Source organism: Streptomyces bikiniensis, assembly GCF_000716625.1.
In the GTDB taxonomy this organism is placed as follows: domain Bacteria; phylum Actinomycetota; class Actinomycetes; order Streptomycetales; family Streptomycetaceae; genus Streptomyces; species Streptomyces bikiniensis.
The window spans coordinates 224,669-243,340 of record NZ_JNXJ01000001.1 but is presented as its reverse complement, the minus strand read 5'-3'; the positions used below and the strand labels follow the sequence as shown (position 1 = coordinate 243,340).

General features: G+C 72.9%; 15 protein-coding genes. 13 read left to right on the top strand and 2 right to left on the bottom strand.

Going from position 1 to position 18,672, the window contains the following annotated elements; translation table 11 throughout:
- Nucleotides 1-18 precede the first annotated feature (18 nt).
- On the bottom strand, nt 19-1,155 hold the full coding sequence (locus OO47_RS36740) for a helix-turn-helix domain-containing protein (protein WP_051715789.1): 1,137 nt from the start codon (nt 1,153-1,155) through the stop codon (nt 19-21).
- A gap of 321 nt (nt 1,156-1,476) precedes the next feature.
- On the opposite strand from OO47_RS36740, the gene OO47_RS00950 reads away from it, so the two are divergent.
- The 12 genes from OO47_RS00950 (at nt 1,477) to OO47_RS00895 (ending at nt 16,220) form a co-directional block, all read left to right on the top strand.
- Entirely contained in the window at nt 1,477-2,445 is a 969-nt protein-coding gene (locus tag OO47_RS00950) for an alpha/beta hydrolase (protein WP_030211584.1), read from the top strand.
- Between the two features lie 154 nt (nt 2,446-2,599).
- Nucleotides 2,600-3,568, top strand: a complete 969-nt coding sequence (locus OO47_RS00945) for an alpha/beta hydrolase (protein WP_030211582.1) — start codon at nt 2,600-2,602, stop codon at nt 3,566-3,568.
- Between the two features lie 153 nt (nt 3,569-3,721).
- A complete protein-coding gene (locus OO47_RS00940) occupies nt 3,722-4,363 on the top strand; it encodes a GPR1/FUN34/YaaH family transporter (protein WP_234323044.1) in 642 nt (213 codons plus the stop codon).
- Nucleotides 4,364-4,447: 84 nt separating this feature from the next.
- Nucleotides 4,448-4,858 (top strand): SsgA family sporulation/cell division regulator, encoded by a 411-nt coding sequence (locus OO47_RS00935; RefSeq protein ID WP_033207550.1) that lies wholly within the window; start codon nt 4,448-4,450, stop codon nt 4,856-4,858.
- 65 nt (nt 4,859-4,923) lie between these two features.
- Entirely contained in the window at nt 4,924-6,822 is a 1,899-nt protein-coding gene (locus OO47_RS00930; RefSeq protein ID WP_030211576.1) for an amidohydrolase, read from the top strand.
- A gap of 278 nt (nt 6,823-7,100) precedes the next feature.
- Nucleotides 7,101-7,763, top strand: coding sequence for a hydrolase (locus OO47_RS00925; protein ID WP_030211574.1), 663 nt, complete (start codon nt 7,101-7,103; stop codon nt 7,761-7,763).
- A gap of 37 nt (nt 7,764-7,800) precedes the next feature.
- A complete protein-coding gene (locus OO47_RS00920; protein WP_030211572.1) occupies nt 7,801-8,337 on the top strand; it encodes a DoxX family protein in 537 nt (178 codons plus the stop codon).
- Nucleotides 8,334-8,906, top strand: a complete 573-nt coding sequence (locus OO47_RS00915) for a Dps family protein (RefSeq protein ID WP_030211570.1) — start codon at nt 8,334-8,336, stop codon at nt 8,904-8,906. Before OO47_RS00920 ends, OO47_RS00915 begins: the two co-directional genes overlap by 4 nt.
- Nucleotides 8,907-9,066: 160 nt before the next feature.
- Complete coding sequence (locus OO47_RS00910; RefSeq protein WP_030211568.1) at nt 9,067-9,918, top strand: alpha/beta fold hydrolase; 852 nt, start codon at nt 9,067-9,069, stop codon at nt 9,916-9,918.
- A gap of 29 nt (nt 9,919-9,947) precedes the next feature.
- Entirely contained in the window at nt 9,948-10,829 is an 882-nt protein-coding gene (locus OO47_RS00905) for an alpha/beta hydrolase (RefSeq protein WP_030211566.1), read from the top strand.
- Nucleotides 10,830-11,090: 261 nt separating this feature from the next.
- The gene (locus tag OO47_RS00900) at nt 11,091-13,844 is read left to right on the top strand and encodes a helix-turn-helix transcriptional regulator (RefSeq protein ID WP_030211565.1); all 2,754 of its coding nucleotides are present in this window, start codon (nt 11,091-11,093) and stop codon (nt 13,842-13,844) included.
- A gap of 120 nt (nt 13,845-13,964) precedes the next feature.
- Nucleotides 13,965-16,220, top strand: coding sequence for an ATP-binding protein (locus tag OO47_RS00895; RefSeq protein ID WP_030211563.1), 2,256 nt, complete (start codon nt 13,965-13,967; stop codon nt 16,218-16,220).
- A gap of 118 nt (nt 16,221-16,338) precedes the next feature.
- On the opposite strand, the gene OO47_RS00890 is transcribed toward OO47_RS00895, so the two are convergent.
- On the bottom strand, nt 16,339-17,271 hold the full coding sequence (locus tag OO47_RS00890) for a helix-turn-helix domain-containing protein (RefSeq protein ID WP_267883669.1): 933 nt from the start codon (nt 17,269-17,271) through the stop codon (nt 16,339-16,341).
- Nucleotides 17,272-17,756: 485 nt separating this feature from the next.
- Here OO47_RS00890 and OO47_RS00885 point away from each other — a divergent pair, with 485 nt between their 5' ends.
- The gene (locus OO47_RS00885) at nt 17,757-18,593 is read left to right on the top strand and encodes an alpha/beta fold hydrolase (RefSeq protein WP_030211558.1); all 837 of its coding nucleotides are present in this window, start codon (nt 17,757-17,759) and stop codon (nt 18,591-18,593) included.
- The last annotated feature ends 79 nt before the right edge of the window (nt 18,594-18,672 follow it).

The window sequence follows — 18,672 nt, the reverse complement described above, 5'->3', positions numbered from 1 at the left end:
CGCCCCGCCCGACCACGTTCACCCCTGGCCGGCCCGGTCATGTAGGTCATACGACTGCACGGAGTCCGACCTCGTCGAGGACCACCGGGCCGCGCGGGAGCCCTCACCGGCGTCCGGTCCGCCGCCCGCGGGCCCGGGATCCCGTGGTGGGGAACTCTCTTCCACGAGCGGCCCGACCACGAGCGGCTCCGCCTCCGGGAGTCGGGAGAGCCCCCACTGACGCGGAGACACTCCGAGCACCTGCTTGAAGGCGCGGCTGAAGTGGGTGGCGTTCTGGAAGCCCCAGCGCCGGGCGACGGCGGAGATCGTGGGGCTGGCGCGTTCTCGCCGTACCAGTTCCCTCGCGCATTCCTCGATACGGCGCTGCTGGATGAGGCGCCCGATGGTCGTCCCCTCCTTCTCGAAGAGGCGGTGCAGATAGCGCACCGATATGTGGTGGGCCTCCGCGATCCGTCCGGGTGTCAGGTCCGCATCACCCAGGTTCTGATCGATGTGGGCGCGGATCTCCTGCGCCAGGTGCCGGCGCGAGTCGCCCCCGGTGCCGCCGCTTTCTCCGAGCGCCTCGTCCGCGAGGAGGGCGATCCACTCGACCGAGTTGCCCGCCAGCGTTTCGCCGACGCCCGGCGGCACCTGTTCGGCCACGAGGGCGAGCCGGTCGAGGAAAGGGATGCCCAGGGCGGCCGCCACCCCCTCCTCCCGCCGGATCTGAAGGCCGGTGAGCCGCGACAGGCCGGCGGTGGGAACGCCCAGCACCCGGCTGGGCAGTGAAAGCAGCAGCATGCGGAAGTCCTCGCGCTGTTCGAGGGAGAAGGGCCGTTGCGGGTCGACGAAAGCCGCGCCGCCCGGTTCCAGAGCGGTGTTCCGTCCGTCCTGGGTGAGCGTCGCCACCCCCGCACGCTGCAGGGCCAGGACGATCCTGTCGCTCGGGCCCGCCTCGACCAGGCGGGGCGTGCGCTGCACCCTGAGCGGTCCTGCCTCGACCTCCAGCAGGGTCAGACAGCCGAGGTGCGCGGGTGTCGGCGCCGGATGCCCGGAGAGGGGCCCACCGGCCGTCAGGCGGACCGGAGCGACGTACTCGGCGAACACCTCCTCCCACCGCCGCGGCACCGTCTCGTCCTTCGCCGCCCCCGCGTTCCGAAGGGTGGTCTGCGCCATCTGGGCTCCTCGTCTCGCCTCGCCCGTGGACCGGGCGTCCTGCCGCCGGCGGGTGACGTGAACGACCACCCCCTCTGCGGACGGTCCACGAGACGGGGGAGCGCGACGTAGGTCATCTGACGTGCTCCACCCGTCGTGGTCGCTCCGAGGCAAGACGTGTGCGCGCAGAGGCACGTCCCATGCACGCGAGTGGAGCGCGAGCGCTGACACAACCCCTAGTGTGGGCCGTCGGGGTCCAGGCCCGTGCCCCGACGCGCGTGTTCCGGGGCTCAGCGATATCCGACCGTCTCCCCCGGGGGCGCTCCCGTACAGGAGTGTGTTGTGGAACATGTCTCCGGCCCGCCGCCGGTACTCGAGCACCTGGTCCAGGCCTTCGTCGAGGACCACGCGTGCCCCGGGGCCCCGGACGGCGTCGACGCGGGGTACGCCGGTATGCCGGCCGCGCTGAGCGGGGAGGCGGACACCACCCCGGACATCGAGGAGGAGTGGCTGGCACTCCCCGGATGCGACGGCAACCGCATACGGGTGCGCATCCTGCGGCCTGCCGGGAGCGACGAACCGCTGCCGGTCATCCTCTACCTGCACGGCATCGGGTGGGCCCACACCAGTGCCACCACACACCAGCGCCTGCTGGAGGACCTGGTCCTCGGCGCGGACGCGGCCGTCGTCGTCCCCGAATACGAACGGCCCTCGGCCGCCCGCTATCCGGTGGCCGTCGAGCAGAGCTACACCGTGGCGCGCTGGATCGCCGAGAACGGCGCCGACTGCCGGCTCGACCACACCCGCATCGCCGTGGTCGGCGTCTCGGCGGGCGCCAACCTCGCTGCCGCGCTCACCCTCGTGGCCAAGGAGCGCGAAGACCTCGACCTGGTGCACCAGGTGCTGGTGTGTCCCGTCACCGACGCGTCCGGCCAGACCCCTTCGTACCGGAGCTTCGCGAGGGGGTACTTCCTGAGCAGCGCCGCCATGCTCGGCTACTGGCGGAGCTACGTCTCCGACCCCACCCTGCGCACGGAGATCACGGCCTCGCCTCTGCGGGCGACCGTCGACGACCTGCGGGGGCTGCCGCCCGCGCTGGTCATCACGGCCGAGGCCGACATCGTGCGCGACGAGGGGGAGGCGTACGCGGCCAAGCTGCGGGCGGCCGGGGTGTCCGTGGTCTCCGCCCGCTACCACGGCACGATCCACGCGTTCGTGCTGTTCGACCCGCTGAGGGAGAGCGACGCGGCACGAGCCGCCCGGATCCAGACGGTGGACACGCTTCACGTCGCCCTGCACCGGAGCCGCTGAGGAGCCGTACCGGGATCCCCACCGGCGTGCGTCCTCGGAGCAGCACTGTGCGCGGTGCGGCACTTCCAGCCTGGTGAACGGACATAGCGTCGCGGCATGTCGCCTTACGGCGGCGCGCCGAAACGCATTCCTCCTTTACCGAACGGGTCCCGTCATGACCGATTTCCCTCCCGTCGCCCCCGTCCTGGAGCCGGCCGCGGCGGCCTTCGCCGAGGCGACCGCCCAGCCGCCGTTCCTCTTCCAGATCCCTCCCGCCGAAGGCCGCAAGGCGGTCGACGAGGTCCAGTCCGGCCCGGTGGAGAAGCCGGACGTCGACGAGGAGTGGATCACCGTCGACGTGCCGGGACGAGGCTCGGTCCGGGCCCGGATCGTCCGTCCCGCCGGTCTCACGGGTGACCTCCCCGTCATCCTCTACATCCACGGCGCGGGCTGGGTGTTCGGCAACGCGCACACCCACGACCGCCTCGTCCGCGAGCTGGCCTCCGGCGCCGGCGCCGCCGTCGTCTTCCCCGAGTACGACCTGTCCCCGGAGCACCGCTACCCGGTGGCGATCGAGCAGAACTGGGCCGTCGCCCGCTGGGTCGTGACCGACGGGGCGAGCAAGGGCCTGGACGCCAGCCGCATCGCCGTCGCCGGCGACTCGGTCGGCGGCAACATGAGCGCCGCGCTCACCCTGATGGCCAAGGAGCGGGGCGGCCTCCCGCTGCTCCAGCAGGTTCTCTTCTACCCCGTCACCGACGCGTCCTTCGACACCGCCTCCTACCACCAGTTCGCCGAGGGCTACTTCCTGCGCCGCGACGGCATGCAGTGGTTCTGGGACCAGTACACCACCGAAGAGGAGCAGCGCGCCGAGGCCACCGCCTCCCCGTTGCGCGCCTCCCGGGAGCAGCTCGCCGGTCTGCCGCCCGCGCTGGTCATCACCGCCGAGGCCGACGTCCTGCGCGACGAGGGCGAGGCGTACGCGAACAAGCTGCGCGCCGCGGGCGTCCCGGTGACCGCCGTGCGCTACCAGGGCATCATCCACGACTTCGTCATGCTCAACGCCCTCCGCGAGACGTACGCCGCGCGGTCCGCCATCGCGCTGGCCGTCGAGACCCTGCGCCTCGCGCTCGCCAACGACTGAACCGGTGACACCGGGGGACGGCGCGCCCGCCCGGTCCCCCGGCCCGCCGTCCCTCTTCCCGTCTCCTCCGAGCAGGCAGGCAGCAGCATGACCACGCCCGACAGTGATCCCCCCGTGCCCGGTGGCCGGCACCACGAACCCGATCTCCGGCGCATGGCCCGGATCAACCTCCGCCCGATCGCCTCGCCGATGCCCCTGGGCTTCTACGCCGTGGCCATCGCCTCGGTCATCGTCGGCTGTCTTCAGCTCGGCGTCTTCGACGAGAACGCGCACCGGGCGGTCGCCTTCACCATCCTTCCCGCCTTCGTCCTCCAACTCCTGGTAGGCGTACTGGCCTTCAGCGCCCGGGACGTGCTGGCGGCCACCCTGATGGCCTGCTTCTCCGGGACCTGGCTGGCCACCTCACTCGTTCTCGCCTTCGACCCGCCGGGCGGCACACAGGTGCTGGGCGTGCTGAACCTCGCCTTCACCGTGTTCGCCGGTCTCATGGCGAGCGTCGCCAAGGCGAAGCGCGCCCTGTGGCTCGTGCTGTGCGTCGCCGTGCCCAGGTTCGCCGCGGCGGCCGTCTTCAACCTCTCCGGCACCCCATGGGTGGGCACCGTCTCCGGCGTCCTCGGCCTGGTCCTGGCCTCCGTCGCGCTGTACGCGGCGTTCGCGCTGATGCTGGAGGACATGCGCGGCGAGCAGGTCCTGCCCATCGGCCGCAGCGGCCCCGCCCACCACGCCGTCGAGGGCGACCTCACCGTCCAGCTGCGCAACCTCGAACGCGCCGCCGGTGTCCGCCGCACCCTCTGACTCCCGGCCCGTCCACCGACGTCCACTCATCACGCCCGTGTCGGCGGTGCCGTCCGTCCCAGGGCCATACCGCGAGGAGAGTCCGTGCAGCCCATCGAGCACGTCGTCACGGCCGAGGTCTCGACGCCCGACCACGCGGGCGGCCGGCTGGTCGTGTGGATCCGCCACCGGCCCGACGACCCCCTGGCGGTCCGGCTGGACTTCGCGCCCACCGGTGGACCGGAGCAGTCGGCCGCCACCTGGGTCTTCGCCAGGTCACTGCTGTCCGAGGGGGTCACCGCCCCGGCCGGTGACGGCGACGTACGGGTGCGCCCGGGCGACGCGTACGAGACGCACATCGAGTTGCGCCCCGCCCACGGCCACTGCCTCGTACGGTTCCGCACCGCCGCGCTGCGCTCCTTCCTCGCCCGCACCGAGACCTGGCCCCCTCAGGTCTCCGCACGGGTCCGGAGCGAACTCGACCGGACCCTGGACGCCATCCTGCGGCGCGCGTAGGCGGCGCCGGCCACTTCCCCAGGACACCGCTCCTGCCCACACCCCCTTGAGAAAGCGAGAAGGACATGACGACGATGCCGGTCGGCGGCGTCACCCCCCTCCCCGGAATCGAGGACGGCGACGCCGCCGAACTCGTCGTCCGCAACGCGCGGATCCACACCGGTGACCCGGCGCGACCCGCCGCGACGGCTGTCGCCGTCCGCGGCGGACGGATCACCGCGCTCGGCGACGACGCCGTGATCGCGCGGCACGTCGGGCCGCGGACGCGCGTGGTCGACGCCCTGGGGCGCCGGATCGTCCCCGGGCTGAACGACTCGCACCTGCACGTCATCCGGGGCGGCCTGAACTACGTGTTGGAGCTGCGCTGGGACGGCGTCCCCTCACTGCGCCAGGCCCTGGCCATGCTGCGCGAACAAGCCGGCCGCACCCCGAAGGGCCAGTGGATACGGGTGGTGGGCGGATGGACGCCCGAGCAGTTCGCGGAGCGGCGGATGCCGACCGTGTCCGAGCTGACCGCCGCCGCCCCGGACACCCCCGTCTTCGTCCTGCACCTCTACCAGTCCGCGCTGCTGAACCGCGCCGCCGTGCGCGCCGCGGGTTTCACCCGCGACACCCCCGACCCCCGGGGCGGTCAGATCGTCCGCGGCCGGGACGAGGAGCCGACGGGTCTGCTGCTCGCCGCGCCCAGCGCGCTGATCCTCTACTCGACCCTCGCGGCGGCCCCCGTCCTCGGCGAGCAGGACAGGAAGAATTCCACCCGGCACTTCCTGCGGGAACTGAACCGCTTCGGGCTCACCTCGGCCGTGGACGCGGCCGGCGGCTTCCAGAACTTCCCCGAGAACTACGCGACGGTGACCGAACTGGCCCGGGACGGGGAACTGACGCTCCGGATCGCCTACCACCTCTTCCCGCAGACCGCCGGTCAGGAACTCGACGACCTGCGGCGCTGGATCGAGGCCGTACGCCCCGACGAGGGCGACGAGTGGCTCAGGCTGAACGGCGCCGGGGAGAACCTGACCTGGGCGGCCGCGGACTTCGAGAACTTCTCCGAACCCCGGCCCGAACTCGCCGCCGGCTACGAGGAGGAGTTCGAGAAGGCCGTCCGGCTGCTCATGGAGAACGGCTGGGGCTTCCGGCTGCACGCCACCTACGACGAGACGATCCGCCGGGACCTCGCCGTCTTCGAGAAGCTGGCCGCCGACGGCCTTTTCCCGGCGGGCAACCGCTGGCTCTTCGACCACGCCGAGACGGTGTCACCGCGGAGCCTGGAGAGGATCGCCGCCCTGGGCGGCTCGATCAGCGTGCAGAACCGCATGTCGTTCCAGGGCAAGGCGTTCGTCGACCGGTACGGCGCCGAGGCCGCGGCGCACACCCCGCCCGTCAAGGAGATGCTGGACCTCGGCCTGCCGGTGGCGGCGGGCACCGACGCCACCCGCGTCTCCTCGTACAACCCTTGGGTGGCCCTGCACTGGCTCGTCACCGGACGCACCGTGGGAGACCTCTGCCTCTACCCGCCGGACCGCCTGGTGTCGCGGGAGAAGGCGTTGGAGATGTACACCCGCGGCGGCGCCCTCATGACAGGGGAGGGCGAGCGCAAGGGGATCCTCAGGACCGGGTATCTCGCCGACTTCACCGTCCTCTCCCGCGACTACTTCTCCGTGCACGACGACGACATCCCCCACATCGAGTCCGTCCTGACGGTCGTCGGCGGGCGGCTGGTCTACGCCGCGGCGGAGTACGAGGGACTGGACGAGGAGGTTCCCGCCGTGAGCCCTTCCTGGAGTCCGGTGGCCCACTTCGGCGGCTACCAGGCCACCATGCCCCCGGGGCTGACGGGGGCGCGCCAGGCCGACCGGCTGGCCGAAGCGGTCGCGGCATCGGAGCAGCACCGCCAGTGGCGGGTCGCCCGGGGCTTCGCCCCCGAGAACGCCCTACAGGTCTTCGACCCCTGTTACGTCCTCTGAGCGACCCCTGACGGGGCGCGCCGAAGGCCCTCGTTCCCACCGCTGCCCGCGGCCGGAACGAGGGCCTTCGGCATGAGCCGGCGAGACCCGCGGCACCCGTGCAGCAGGGGAACAGTCCCGGTCACCCAGAGCCAAACGAAGGCCTCCTCGTCTCCGTAACGTGAGCGGTGAACGAGGCCTCCATCCAGGCCCGTTGCCCACCTCACCGGAGCCACGCGTCCCGGGGCGCCCCGCCCCGACGCGTGCCCCCTTCTTCTCCCTTCCCGAAAGGACCTCCCATGGTCGACTTCGATACCGTCCAGGCCGCGCCCAGCCCCGACCTGCTGACGCCCGACAACGCGATGATGCTGTTCGTGGACCACCAGCCGCAGATGTTCTTCGGCGCCGCCAGCGCCGACCGGGCCGGGGTCATCAACGCCACCGTCGGCCTGGCCAAGGCGGCCACCGTCTTCGACGTCCCGGTGGTGCTCTCCACCGTGGCCGCCGAGTCCTTCTCCGGCCCCCTCCTGCCGCAGCTGCGCGAGGTGTTCCCCAAGCACGAGATCGTGGACCGCACCACGATGAACGCCTGGGAGGACACGGCCCTGGTCGACGCCGTCAAGGCGACCGGCCGCAGCAAGATCATCCTGTCCGGGCTGTGGACCGAGGTCTGCCTGGTGCTGCCCGCCCTCTCCGCCCTCTCCCAGGGCTACGAGGTGTACGTCGTCGCCGACGCGTCGGCAGGCGTCACCCCCGAGGCCCACGAGCACGCGATGCAGCGCATGACCGCCGCCGGAGCGGTGCCGGTCACCTGGCTCCAGGTGCTCCTGGAGCTCCAGCGCGACTGGGCGCGCGGCGAGACGTACACCCAGACCCTGGACGTCGTGAAGGAGCACGGCGGCGCCTACGGCATGGGGGTCGTCTACGCCCAGTCCATGATCGACCCGAACGCCGTCGGCTGACCCGCCCGGCGACCGCCTCGACTCCAGGAGCACCACGATGGACATCGGTCTGCTGGTCCTGCGGCTCGTCGCCGGACTGCTCGTCGCCGGTCACGGAGTGCAGAAGGTGAGCTTCCGGCTCGGCGGAAAGGGCCTGGCGGGCGGTACGGAGGAGTTCCGGGGGGACGGGTTCCGCGGCGGGGTCCTGACGGCCCTCGCCGCGGGGACCACCCAGATCGGGGCGGGCCTGCTGCTCGCCGCCGGCGCCCTCACCCCGCTGGCGGCCGCCGGTGTCGTCGGTGTGATGACCGTGGCCCTGACCGTGAAACGGCCGCACGGGCTGTGGGTGCAGAACGACGGCTACGAGTACCCCCTGGTCCTGGTGGCCGTCCCCGCGGCGCTCGCGCTCACCGGCCCCGGCCGCTGGTCCGCGGACGCTGCCCTGCACCTGACGCCCTGGCCCGCCTGGTGGGCCGCCGTCACCGCGGTCGGCGGGGTGGTCAGCGGCCTCGCCGTCCGCCTCCTCCTGCACCGTCCCGTCCCGGCGCCCGCCGGGGCCCCCGCCCGCCCCTCTGACACCCGGAGTGCGACATGACGACCGCCCCCGCCCGCGGCACCCAGCCGCTGCTGCACCAGAAAGGACACGAGGTCCAGCCCTTCGGCACCGTGAAGCAACTGCCGATCGGGCTCTCCCACGACGCCAGGGCGTACGCCTGCCAGCGCCTCAACCGCCTCCTGGCCGACACGCAGATGCTGTACGCCCTGTACAAGAAGCACCACTGGCTCATGCGCGGCCCCACCTTCCACCAGCTCCACCTGCTGCTCGACCAGCACGCCGAGCGGCAGCTCGCGATCGTCGACCTCCTCGCCGAACGCGTCCAGAGCCTGGGAGGCATCGCGGTGGGAGATCCCCGGCACGCCGCCGAGATGACCCGCGTACCGCGCCCGCCCGACGGCGCGGAGGAGGTCCCCGCGATGCTGTCGCGGCTCCTGGAGGCGCACGAGACGATCCTGGCGGACGCGCGGGACGCGGCCCGCCGTGTCGCGGACCTGGGGGACGACGGCAGCAACGACCTCATCGTCTCCGAGGTCGTGCGGACCGGCGAGACCCAGGTCTGGTTCCTCGCCGAGCACCTGGTCGACACCCCCCTGACCCGCGTCTGAGAAGACGCGTCCCCGGCGGAGCCCGTACGCCGATGCTCCCGGCGCACCGGTGGACGCTCCCGTGTGCGCCGGGCACCACTCCCCCGCCCGGCCGACGGCGGTCGAACGCGGGAACATCCCGTCCGGCCGCCCCGTCCGCCCCGAGCAGAGAGCGCACCCCATGTCCCTTCACCAGGCCGTATCACGGCGCACGGCGCTCGCCGCCGGAGCCGCCGCAGCCGCCGCCGTCACCGTCGGACCGGCCGCCACCGCCACCGCGGCGGAACCGGCGACCGCCGCCCCGGGCCACACCCGCCCCGGCAGGCCCACGATCGTCCTCGTCCACGGCGCCTTCGCCGACGCGTCGAGCTGGTCGCCCGTCATCGAACGGCTCCAGGGCCGCGGTCACACGGTGATCGCCCCCGCCAACCCGCTGCGCGGGCTGCACCACGACGCGGCGCACATCGCCGCCGTCCTCGCGAGCGTCAAGGGACCCGTCGTCCTGGCCGGCCACTCCTACGGCGGCGCGGTGATCACCGAGGCCGCCGCGAACGCCCCCGGTGTCGAGGCACTCGTCTACGTCGCCGCCTTCATGCCGGACGCCGGAGAGGTGCTGGGCGAACTGGCGGGCCGCTTCCCCGGCTCGGAACTGACCCCGGCGCTCACCCAGGTCCCCGCCCCCGCGCCCGACGGCTCCCCCGGCCTCGACCTCTACATCAGGACCGAGGAGTTCCACCGGGTCTTCGCCCAGGACGTGTCCCTCACCACCGCACGCACCCTCGCCGCCGTCCAGCGTCCGCTGAGCGCCACCGCCTTCGGCGACCGGGCGACGGCGGCGGCGTGGCGCTCCCTGCCCTCCTGGGCCCTGGTCGCCACCCGTGACCGAGGCATCCCCGCGGAGCTGCAGCGCTTCCAGGCCCGGCGGGCGGGGTCCCGCACGGCCGAGGTCCGCAGCTCGCACCTCCCCCTGCACAGCGCCCCCGACGCGGTGGCCGGGCTGATCCGGGCCGCGGCCGACCACGTCCGGCGCTGAACGGCACCCCACTCCCGAAGGACGGTTCCATGTCGCTCCCCTCCAAGGACTCCTACGCCCGTGACCTGGCCCAGGTCGAACGCGCCAACGCCGACGGGCGGATCCCGGTCGTCTTCGTCCACGGCCTCTGGCTGCTGCCGACCAGCTGGGAACGGTGGGCCGCCGTGTTCGACGAGGCCGGCTTCGCCCCGGTCATGCCGGGCTGGCCCGACGACCCCGCCACGGTCGACGAGGCCAACGCCCACCCCGAGGTCTTCGCGGGCAAGAGCGTCGGGCAGGTCGCCGACCACTTCTGCGACCTCGTCCGGAAGCTCGACCGCACCCCGGTGGTGATCGGCCACTCCTTCGGCGGTCTGATCACCCAGATCATCGCGGGCCGCGGCCTGTCCAGGGCCTCGGTGGCGATCGACCCGGCACCGTTCCGGGGGGTGCTGCCGCTGCCGCTGTCCTCGCTGCGGGCGGCGAGCGCCGTCCTCGGCAACCCGGCCAACTACCACCGGGCCGTGCCCCTCACGTACGAGCAGTTCCGGTACTCGTTCGCCAACGCCGTCACCGAGTCCGAGGCCCGGGAGCTGTACGAGACCTTCGCCGTACCGGCTCCCGGCGAACCGCTTTTCCAGGCCGCGGCGGCGAACATCAACCCGTGGACGGAGGTCAAAGTCGACACGCTCGCGGCCGACCGGGGCCCGCTCCTGATCATCTCGGGCGAGAAGGACCACACCGTCCCGTGGGCCATCGCCCATGCCTCCTACAAGAAGCAGGTGCGCAACGAGTCGGCTGTCACCGAGATCGTCGAGATCCCCGGCCGGGGCCACGCCCTGACGATCGACAGCGGCTGGCGTGAGGTCGCCGACACCGCGCTCGCCTTCGTACGCCGCCACGTCGGCACCGGAGACGATGCCTCCGCCTGAACCCCGCCCACCCGCCTTTCGGCCGGTCCGTGAAGGTGCGGACCGGCCGAACGGACTGCCGCCGAGACCGGAGTGCCGCCCGCCGGGCGGCGCCGGACGCATGCGGGTCCCGGTCTGTCCCTGCACGGCCTCTGCCTCTCCCTGCACCGTCCCTGATCAGCTGTCACATCCGGCATACCGTGGTCCGACACGGAGGTCGGACGTGAGAACCGACAGCGCCCGCCGCTCCCGTGACGGTGTCCATCAGGGAAGGACGAGGCGATGCCCGGCCGTACGATCGAAACACCAGCCCCGTCCGCCGCCGAACTGGTGGGACGAGACGCCCCCTGGGCCGTTCTGCGCGAGGCGATGGTCTCGGGCGGAGGGCGGGCCCTGTGGGTATCGGGCCAGGCGGGCATCGGCAAGACCGCCCTGCTGGAACGGGCGGCGGCCTTCGCCGACGAGCACGGGACACGCGTCGTACGCGTGACGGGCACGGAGGCGGAATCCCCGCTCGCCTTCGCCGGACTGCGGCAACTACTGCTTCCCCTGCGGTCGTTCGAGGCCGCCCTGCCGCCGGCCCAGCGGGACGCCCTGAGCAAAGCGCTGGAGCTCGCCGGCGGGGATCCACCGAGCACGCTGATCCTGTCGTCGGGCGTGCTCGGCCTGCTCGAAGCCGCGGCACTGGACCGGCCCCTGCTGCTCGTCGTGGACGACGTCCAGTGGATCGACGCCTCCAGCGCGGGGGTCCTCGGATTCGTCCAGCGCAGGACGGAGCGGCTCAGGATGACGGTGCTGTGCGCCGCGCGCCCCGATCATCCCGTGATGGACGGGGCACACGTCCTGCGCCTCGGGCCGCTCACCGACGCCGACGCGCTCCGCCTCCTGCGGCAGCGCCACCCGGAGCTGTCGCCGAGCACCCGGCGACGCGTACTCCAGGACGCCGCGGGCCACCCCCTGGCCCTCGTCGAGCTGGCCCCCCTCTACAGCGCGGGCATTCCCCCCGAGCCGTCACAGGTCCCGCTGCCCGAAAGGCTGGAGCGCGTCTTCGGCGCGCAACTGCGTTCGCTGACGCCCGCGGCGCGCCGGATTCTGCTCATCACCGCCCTGGCGGGTTCCACCGGCCGTTCGCGCGCTCTCGTCCTGGCGGCGCTCGCCTCCGGCGGTCGGCACGCCACGGCGGAGGACTGGGACGCCGTCCTGACCAGTGGTCTCGTCGCGGAGGGCCGGGTGCCGGGCACCCTGACGTTCCGGCATCCGCTGGTCCGCGCGGCACTGATCGACAGCACCTCTCCCGAGGACCTCCGGCGCGCGCACGGCGCCCTCGCCGAGGTCCTGTCTCCCGACGACGACCACCACGTCATCCACCTGGCCGACTCGGTGGCGGGTCCTGACGACTCCATCGCGTCCGCGCTCGACGAAGCCGCCCGGCGTACCGTCCGCCGGGGCGGGGACCCCGAAGCGGCCACCATGCTGGCCCGGGCCGCCGAGTTGAGCACCGAACCGGCGGAGCGTTACCGCAGGCTGACCGAGGCCGCGGCGGCCGCGACCCGGGGAGGGCTGACCGACCTGGCGGCCAGGGTGATCGACGGCGTCGACCGTGACGGCCTGGCCCCCTTCCATCAGGTGCTCCACACCCACACGCTGTCCTACCTGCGGCAGAACCTCAGCGGCGACTTCCGGACCCCGCTCGCGCTGTACCCGCGCGCGCTGAGGACACTGGCCACGCTGCCGGACACCCCCTCGACGACGGCGCTGCGGGAGGGACTGCTGTTCCAGGTCGCCTTCCTCGCCCCGTACGCCGGGGCACCGGAGCTCTGGGACGACGCCGCGGCGGAACTCGGCCGGGCGTCGGAGCTCACCCGGCTCTGCGCCGACCTGTGGCGGGACCCGGCCCGTACGGCTCGGCACGGGGCCGACCGTCTCCGGGCCGCCGTCGCCAGCCTCCCGGCCGACGCCGAGGACGAGGCCGCCTGGCACCTGCTCTGGAGCGCCACCGCCGTCGAATCCTTCGGCGAGTTCGAAGAGCTCTGGAGTCGGATAGCGGACCGGGCACCCTTCGTCACCTCGGCCTTCGTGGACATGTGCCGGATCTCCGACGGCGTCGTCCGCGGCCGCTGGGACCACTGCCTGACCCTCGCGGAACAGGGCAGGGCGTCGTCGGAAGCGCACGGCATGACGCTCAACCTGCTTTCGTTCCGGACGCTCGCCGTCTGGGTGCACGGTGGACGCTGCGACGAAGCCGCCCTGTCGTCGGTGGAACGCTCCCTGGGCCCCTGGGCCGACGGGCAGGCACCCCGTTTCGTCCAGCAGCAGATCACCGGGGCACGCGCCTGGAGCGCACTCGGCCGAGGAGACTTCGAAACGGCCTACGAGCTCGCGCATTCGATCACGCCCGCGGGAAGCCTCCCGCAGGAGGCCGTGCAGTTCCAGCGTTCCTTCCTCACCCTGGTGGAGGCCGCGGTCCGCACCGGGCGGCGCGACCGGGCCCTGCGGCACGTCGAGGCCGGCCGCGCGGCGAGCATGGCGACCATCGGTCCCTACCACGCCTTCGTCCTGGCGGCGGCGGAGGCGATCGCCGCCGACGAGACGCGCTTCGGGCAGGCCTGCGCGGCGGCCTACGCCGTACCGGGGAGCGACCGGTGGCCGTTCGAGCTGGCCCGTGTGCGGCTGGCCCACGGTGCCTGGCTGCGCCGACGGCGCAAGCCCGCGGAGGCGGTGGAACAGCTCCTCGCCGCTCAGGCGCTCTTCGCCCGTCTCGGTACGGAGCCCTGGTCCCGCAGAGCGGCCGAGGAACTGCGCGCGGCCGGCTACACCCCCGCGGGCCGGTGGTCGGACGTGCCCGGTGCCGCCGCCCTCACCGCCCACGAGTTCCGGATCGCCGAGCTCGCGGCGAAGGGATGGGCCAACAAGGACATCGGTACCGCGCTGGGAATGTCCCCCCGCACCGTCGGCGGACACCTGTACCGGATCTTCCCGAAGCTGGGAGTGGCCTCCCGGGCCGGTCTCGCCGAAGCTCTCCGGAGCGCCGGCTGAGTTCTCCCTCGCGTAAGACCGCGCCGTCGGGGACTTCGTCGGACCCGAATGTCCTGGAGCCTTCGCTCCCGGGCAAAATGTTCCCTTCATGCGGGCCGGAGGCACGGGAGGGACGAGCGGGTGGCGGAAACGGGTCTGGGGTTCGGGGCGGTGTTGCGGCGCTTGCGTCTGGAGGCGTCGCTGACGCTGGAGGCGTTGGCGGAGGCGTCGGGGGTGAGCGTCCGCGCGATCGGGGACCTGGAGCGGGGGCGGGTGTCCGCCCCCCAGCGCAGGACGGTGGCCGCGCTCGCGGACGGGCTGGGGCTGAGCGAGACGGAACGGGAGCGGTTGCTGGCCACGGCCCGGGTCGGCCGCCGTCCCCGCCCGCATCCGGCGGGACTGGCGTCGTTCCCTCGCGGCATCGACGACTTCGTCGGCCGTGAGGCGGAACTGGCTCGGCTGACCGCGCTGGCCGGGCAGGAGACGGGGCGGATACCGGTGGCGGTGGCGGTGTCCGGGCCGCCGGGCGCGGGCAAGACGACCCTGGCGCTGCGAGCAGCCCATCAGCTGGCCCGACGTTTTCCGGACGGCCAGCTGATGTTCGATCTGCGGGGTACCGAGGAGGACCCGCCCGGTCCGCCCGAGCTCCTGCTGCGGGTCCTGAAGGCCCTGGGGGTGGCCGACCGGGATGTCGCCATGGCCGGCCCGCAGGGACACGAGCAGCTGTGCCGCCGGACGCTGGCCGAGCGGCGCTGCCTGCTGGTGCTGGACAACGCGCGTGACGAGGCGCAGGTCCGGCCCCTGCTGCCCGGTACGGGCGCGACGATGGCCGTGGTCACGAGCCGGAGGATGCTCACCGGGCTGGAGAGCGTCCACCGCCTGGCGCTCGGCGAACTCTCCGCGGCCGAGTCCTCGGACTTTCTGACCGCCCTGGTGGGACGGGAGCGCGCGGACGCGGATCCGGGCGCGCTGGCCGAGGTGGCAGATCACTGCGGACACCTGCCGCTGGCCCTGCGGGTCGCCGGCAACTGGCTCGCCACCCGCACCGGCTGGACTGTGCGCCGCCTCGCCGACCGCCTCGCCGTGGAGGAGCGCCGACTGGACGCGCTGACCGCCGGCGACCTGCGGCTGTCGTCCGCCTTCCACCTGTCCTACCGCCAGCTCACCCCCGCCGCGGGCCGCATGTTCCGGCTCCTGTCCCTCGTGGACGGCGCCGACGCCGGCCCGGCCGGCGCGGCGCAGCTGACCGGACAGCCGCTGTACGAAGCCGAGGACACCCTGGAAGAACTCGTCGAGGCCGGCCTCCTCGGTACCGACCGGGACCGCTACCGGTTCCACGACCTGATGCGCCTGTACGCGCGCGGCCGGCTACGGGCCGAGGAGCCGGCCGGAGCGGCCGAGGCGGCCCGGTCGGCGTTGCACCGCTGGCTGCTGGAGACCACCGTGACGGCCGGCCGCTGGTACGAACCCGACCACGGTGCTCCGCCCGCCACCTGGCAGGGCACCGTCGACCTGTCCACCGCCGAACACGCACGCCGGTGGCTCCAGGCCGAAGGGGACAACTGGCTGGCCGCCCTGCGGGCGGCCGCCGCCGCGGGCGACCACGCGAGGGTCGTGGAGGTCGCCGAGGCCCTGCACTGGTTCTCCGACCAGTGGATCTTCTGGGGACACTGGCCCGAGGTCTTCGCCACCGCCGCCCGCTCCGCCCAAGCACTCGACGACCCCCTCCTGGAAGCCACCCAGCTCAACTACCACGCCTGGGCCCTCCTCGTCTGCGAAGGCCGCCACCACGACAGCCTCGCCCGCTCGGCCCAGGCCCTCGCGGCGGCCGAGCGCGCCGGCGACCGCGCTCAGCAAGGCTGGGCCAACAGCTACTCCGCCTGGGCCCACCGGCTGCTCGGCGACCACGGTGCGGCGGCCCGTCACAACCGTGAGGCAGCCACGTTCTTCGAGGCCGCCGGTGACCTCGACGGCGCACTCCAGTCCCGGGTCGAGCGCAACCAGATCCTCGTGGACGGGGGGCGGCACGCGGAGGCGGTCGAGGAGATCCAACTCACGCTCGCCTTCCTCGACCAGGTCGGTGACCGGGTCGAACCGCACATCGCCGACTTCACCCGCATGAACCTGCGCATGCTCATCGGCGGCGCCCACGCCCGTCTGGAGAACTGGGCCGAGGCCGTCGAGCACTTGGTGGTGGCCGTGGAACTCTGCCGCGACAGCGGCAACGCCGCGATGGAGAGCCGCGCCCTGGTCCACCTCGGCGACAGCCTGCTGGCAGCGGGGAAGGGGGCCGAGGCCCGCGACGCCTTCTCCCGATGCCTCGCCCTCGGTGAGACGGCCGACCCGGGCCGGCTCACCGAGGCTCGTGAACGGCTCGACGGACCCGGCACGCCCTGACGACCCGTACCATTCGGCGGTCCCCCGGCCCGCAGCATCGTCCCGTCGTCTACCCGACCGCCACGCGACGACTGCGCCCCGGGGAGTCGGGACGTGCCCGCTGCGCCGTGCGGACGACTCATCCTCCGGACACCAGGCCGTCGGCCTGTGACCCGGATGTCTCCGGGGAGGTGCGCAGACGACGCCATTCACCGGGGGAGACGCCGTACGCCTCCCGGAACGCGCGGCTGAAATGAGCAGGGCTGACGAAGCCCCACCGCCGGGCCACGGCGGCCACGGTGGGGGCGACCCTGGCACGGCGGGCCAGTTCACGGCCCGCCTCCTCCAGGCGCCGCTGCCGGATGCGACGGCTGATCGTGGTGCCCTCACGCTCGAACAGCCGGTACAGGTACCGGACCGAGACCTGGTGCTCCTGAGCGATGCGTGCGGGTGCCAGATCGGGGTCGCCCAGGTTCCGGTCGATGTGCTCGAGGACGCGCGTCATCAGGTAGCCACGGGTTTCGGCCTCCGTGCCGCACCGGCGGGTCCGCTCTGCGACGAGTGTTCCGAGCAGATCGACGGCATTGCCGGCGAGCCTGTCCGCGACGGCGGGCGCGAGGTCGTCGGACGACGTGGACGCCAGGGCGGTCAGGAACGGGAACAGCACGGCGGCCACACCGTCCTCGGTGCCGATGATGTGTCCGGCGATCCGCCGGACGTCGCTGTCCACCCCGCCCAGAAGACGATGAGGGAACCGGAAGACGTGCGTGGTGGACCGCCGCGGGTACTCAAGGGAGTACGGGCGCGCCGGGTCCGGGATCACCATGTCGCCCTCGTCCAGTTCGACCGCCCGGCCGTCCTGGACGAGGACGGCGGTGCCGGACACCTGTACGAGCACGGTCATCTGCGCGTCGGGGGCACTCGCCATCAGGGCCGAGGTGCGGCCGGCCCCCTCAGCGTCGGCCTTCAGGGTCGTGATCCGGAGGTGTCCGAGACGATCGGTGACGATGCGGCCGTGGAACGGTCCTGCGCCGAATGGTGTGATCCTCGTCGGCATCGGCGTTCTGCTCACCGTCTCGTTCCCGTGAGCGACTTCGTCGGGGTCGGTCACGGAGGCAGTGGTCGGCAGGCTCAAGTTGTTCTCCGGTCGGAGGGAAGGCGGCTCTGGGGCGCGGCGGACGGGACACCGGCGTGGTCCCTGGGAACGTGAAGGGCGGCGGGCTGCGTCGAGCGCGACCGGGACCCGCTAGGCGGGTCCCGGAACCTGTCCGTACCCACAGCCAACCAGCGAGCCCTCTCCGTCTCCAGGCAGAACCACAGGCAGGAACGGCCCACTCGCCGCGCGCGTACGTGGTGCCCGTCGGGTGCCGTGCGGCGCGGGCCGCCCTTCGCGGGAGGCCGGCCGGGACGCCCTTCCGTACCGTGCGGTGACGCTGCACCCTTGGGCAAGTCGTCGTGCGTCACGGGGCAACGAAGGGTGTGTGACCGGCCATAGCGTGAGGGAGTCCGTGCCGCAGGGCGGCGTGGACCTACCACCGCGTACCAAGGAGACACCTCATGCCGTACATCACCGCGGGCCAGGACACCGCCCACCCCGTCGAGCTGTACTTCGAGGACCAGGGCACCGGGCAGCCGGTCGTCCTCATCCACGGCTTTCCGCTCGACGGCCGCTCGTGGGAGCGCCAGACCGCGACGCTGCTGGACGCCGGCTACCGCGTCATCACGTACGACCGCCGCGGCTTCGGGCGGTCCTCCCAGTCGGCCACCGGATACGACTACGACACCTTCGCCGCCGACCTGAACACCGTCATGGAGACCCTCGACCTGAACGGCGCCGCCCTGGTCGGCTTCTCCATGGGCACCGGCGAGGTCGCCCGGTACGTGTCCACGTACGGCACCGGCCGGGTCGCCAAGGCCGCCTTCCTGGCCTCGCTCGAACCCTGCCTGCTCAAGAACGACGACAACCCCGACGGCGTGGCCCCGAAGGAGTTCTTCGACGGAGTCGTCGCCGCGGTCAAGGCCGACCGCTACGCCTACTACACCGCCTTCTTCCACGACTTCTACAACCTCGACGAGAACCTGGGCTCCCGCATCAGCGAGGAAGCCGTCCGGAACAGCTGGAACACGGCGGCCGGCGGTGGTTCCGTCGCCGCGTCGGCCGCACCGTCGACCTGGTACACCGACTTCCGCGCCGACATCCCCGCCGTCGACGTCCCCGCGCTGATCCTGCACGGCACCGCCGACCGCATCCTGCCCGCCGAGGGCACCGCACGCCCCTTCCGCAAGGCACTCCCCTCCGCCGACTACGTCGAGATCGAGGGCGCCCCGCACGGACTGCTGTGGACCCACGCGGACGAGGTCAACACCGCCCTCCTCGCCTTCCTGGCGAAGTAATCCCGCACCGCCGACGGGCCGCGCCCCGGCCCGGCACCGCCACGCGGCCCTCCCGGCTCTCCGCGAGAGAGCCGGACGC

What these genes read in the sequence shown, in the direction of transcription:
- OO47_RS00925 (WP_030211574.1), top strand. Translation starts at nt 7,101, where the DNA reads ATGGTCGACTTCGATACCGTCCAGGCCGCGCCCAGCCCCGACCTGCTG.
- OO47_RS36740 (WP_051715789.1), bottom strand. Translation starts at nt 1,155, where the DNA reads ATGGCGCAGACCACCCTTCGGAACGCGGGGGCGGCGAAGGACGAGACG.
- OO47_RS00945 (WP_030211582.1), top strand. Translation starts at nt 2,600, where the DNA reads ATGACCGATTTCCCTCCCGTCGCCCCCGTCCTGGAGCCGGCCGCGGCG.
- OO47_RS00910 (WP_030211568.1), top strand. Translation starts at nt 9,067, where the DNA reads ATGTCCCTTCACCAGGCCGTATCACGGCGCACGGCGCTCGCCGCCGGA.
- OO47_RS00920 (WP_030211572.1), top strand. Translation starts at nt 7,801, where the DNA reads ATGGACATCGGTCTGCTGGTCCTGCGGCTCGTCGCCGGACTGCTCGTC.
- OO47_RS00940 (WP_234323044.1), top strand. Translation starts at nt 3,722, where the DNA reads ATGGCCCGGATCAACCTCCGCCCGATCGCCTCGCCGATGCCCCTGGGC.
- OO47_RS00930 (WP_030211576.1), top strand. Translation starts at nt 4,924, where the DNA reads ATGACGACGATGCCGGTCGGCGGCGTCACCCCCCTCCCCGGAATCGAG.
- OO47_RS00900 (WP_030211565.1), top strand. Translation starts at nt 11,091, where the DNA reads ATGCCCGGCCGTACGATCGAAACACCAGCCCCGTCCGCCGCCGAACTG.
- OO47_RS00905 (WP_030211566.1), top strand. Translation starts at nt 9,948, where the DNA reads ATGTCGCTCCCCTCCAAGGACTCCTACGCCCGTGACCTGGCCCAGGTC.
- OO47_RS00885 (WP_030211558.1), top strand. Translation starts at nt 17,757, where the DNA reads ATGCCGTACATCACCGCGGGCCAGGACACCGCCCACCCCGTCGAGCTG.
- OO47_RS00915 (WP_030211570.1), top strand. Translation starts at nt 8,334, where the DNA reads ATGACGACCGCCCCCGCCCGCGGCACCCAGCCGCTGCTGCACCAGAAA.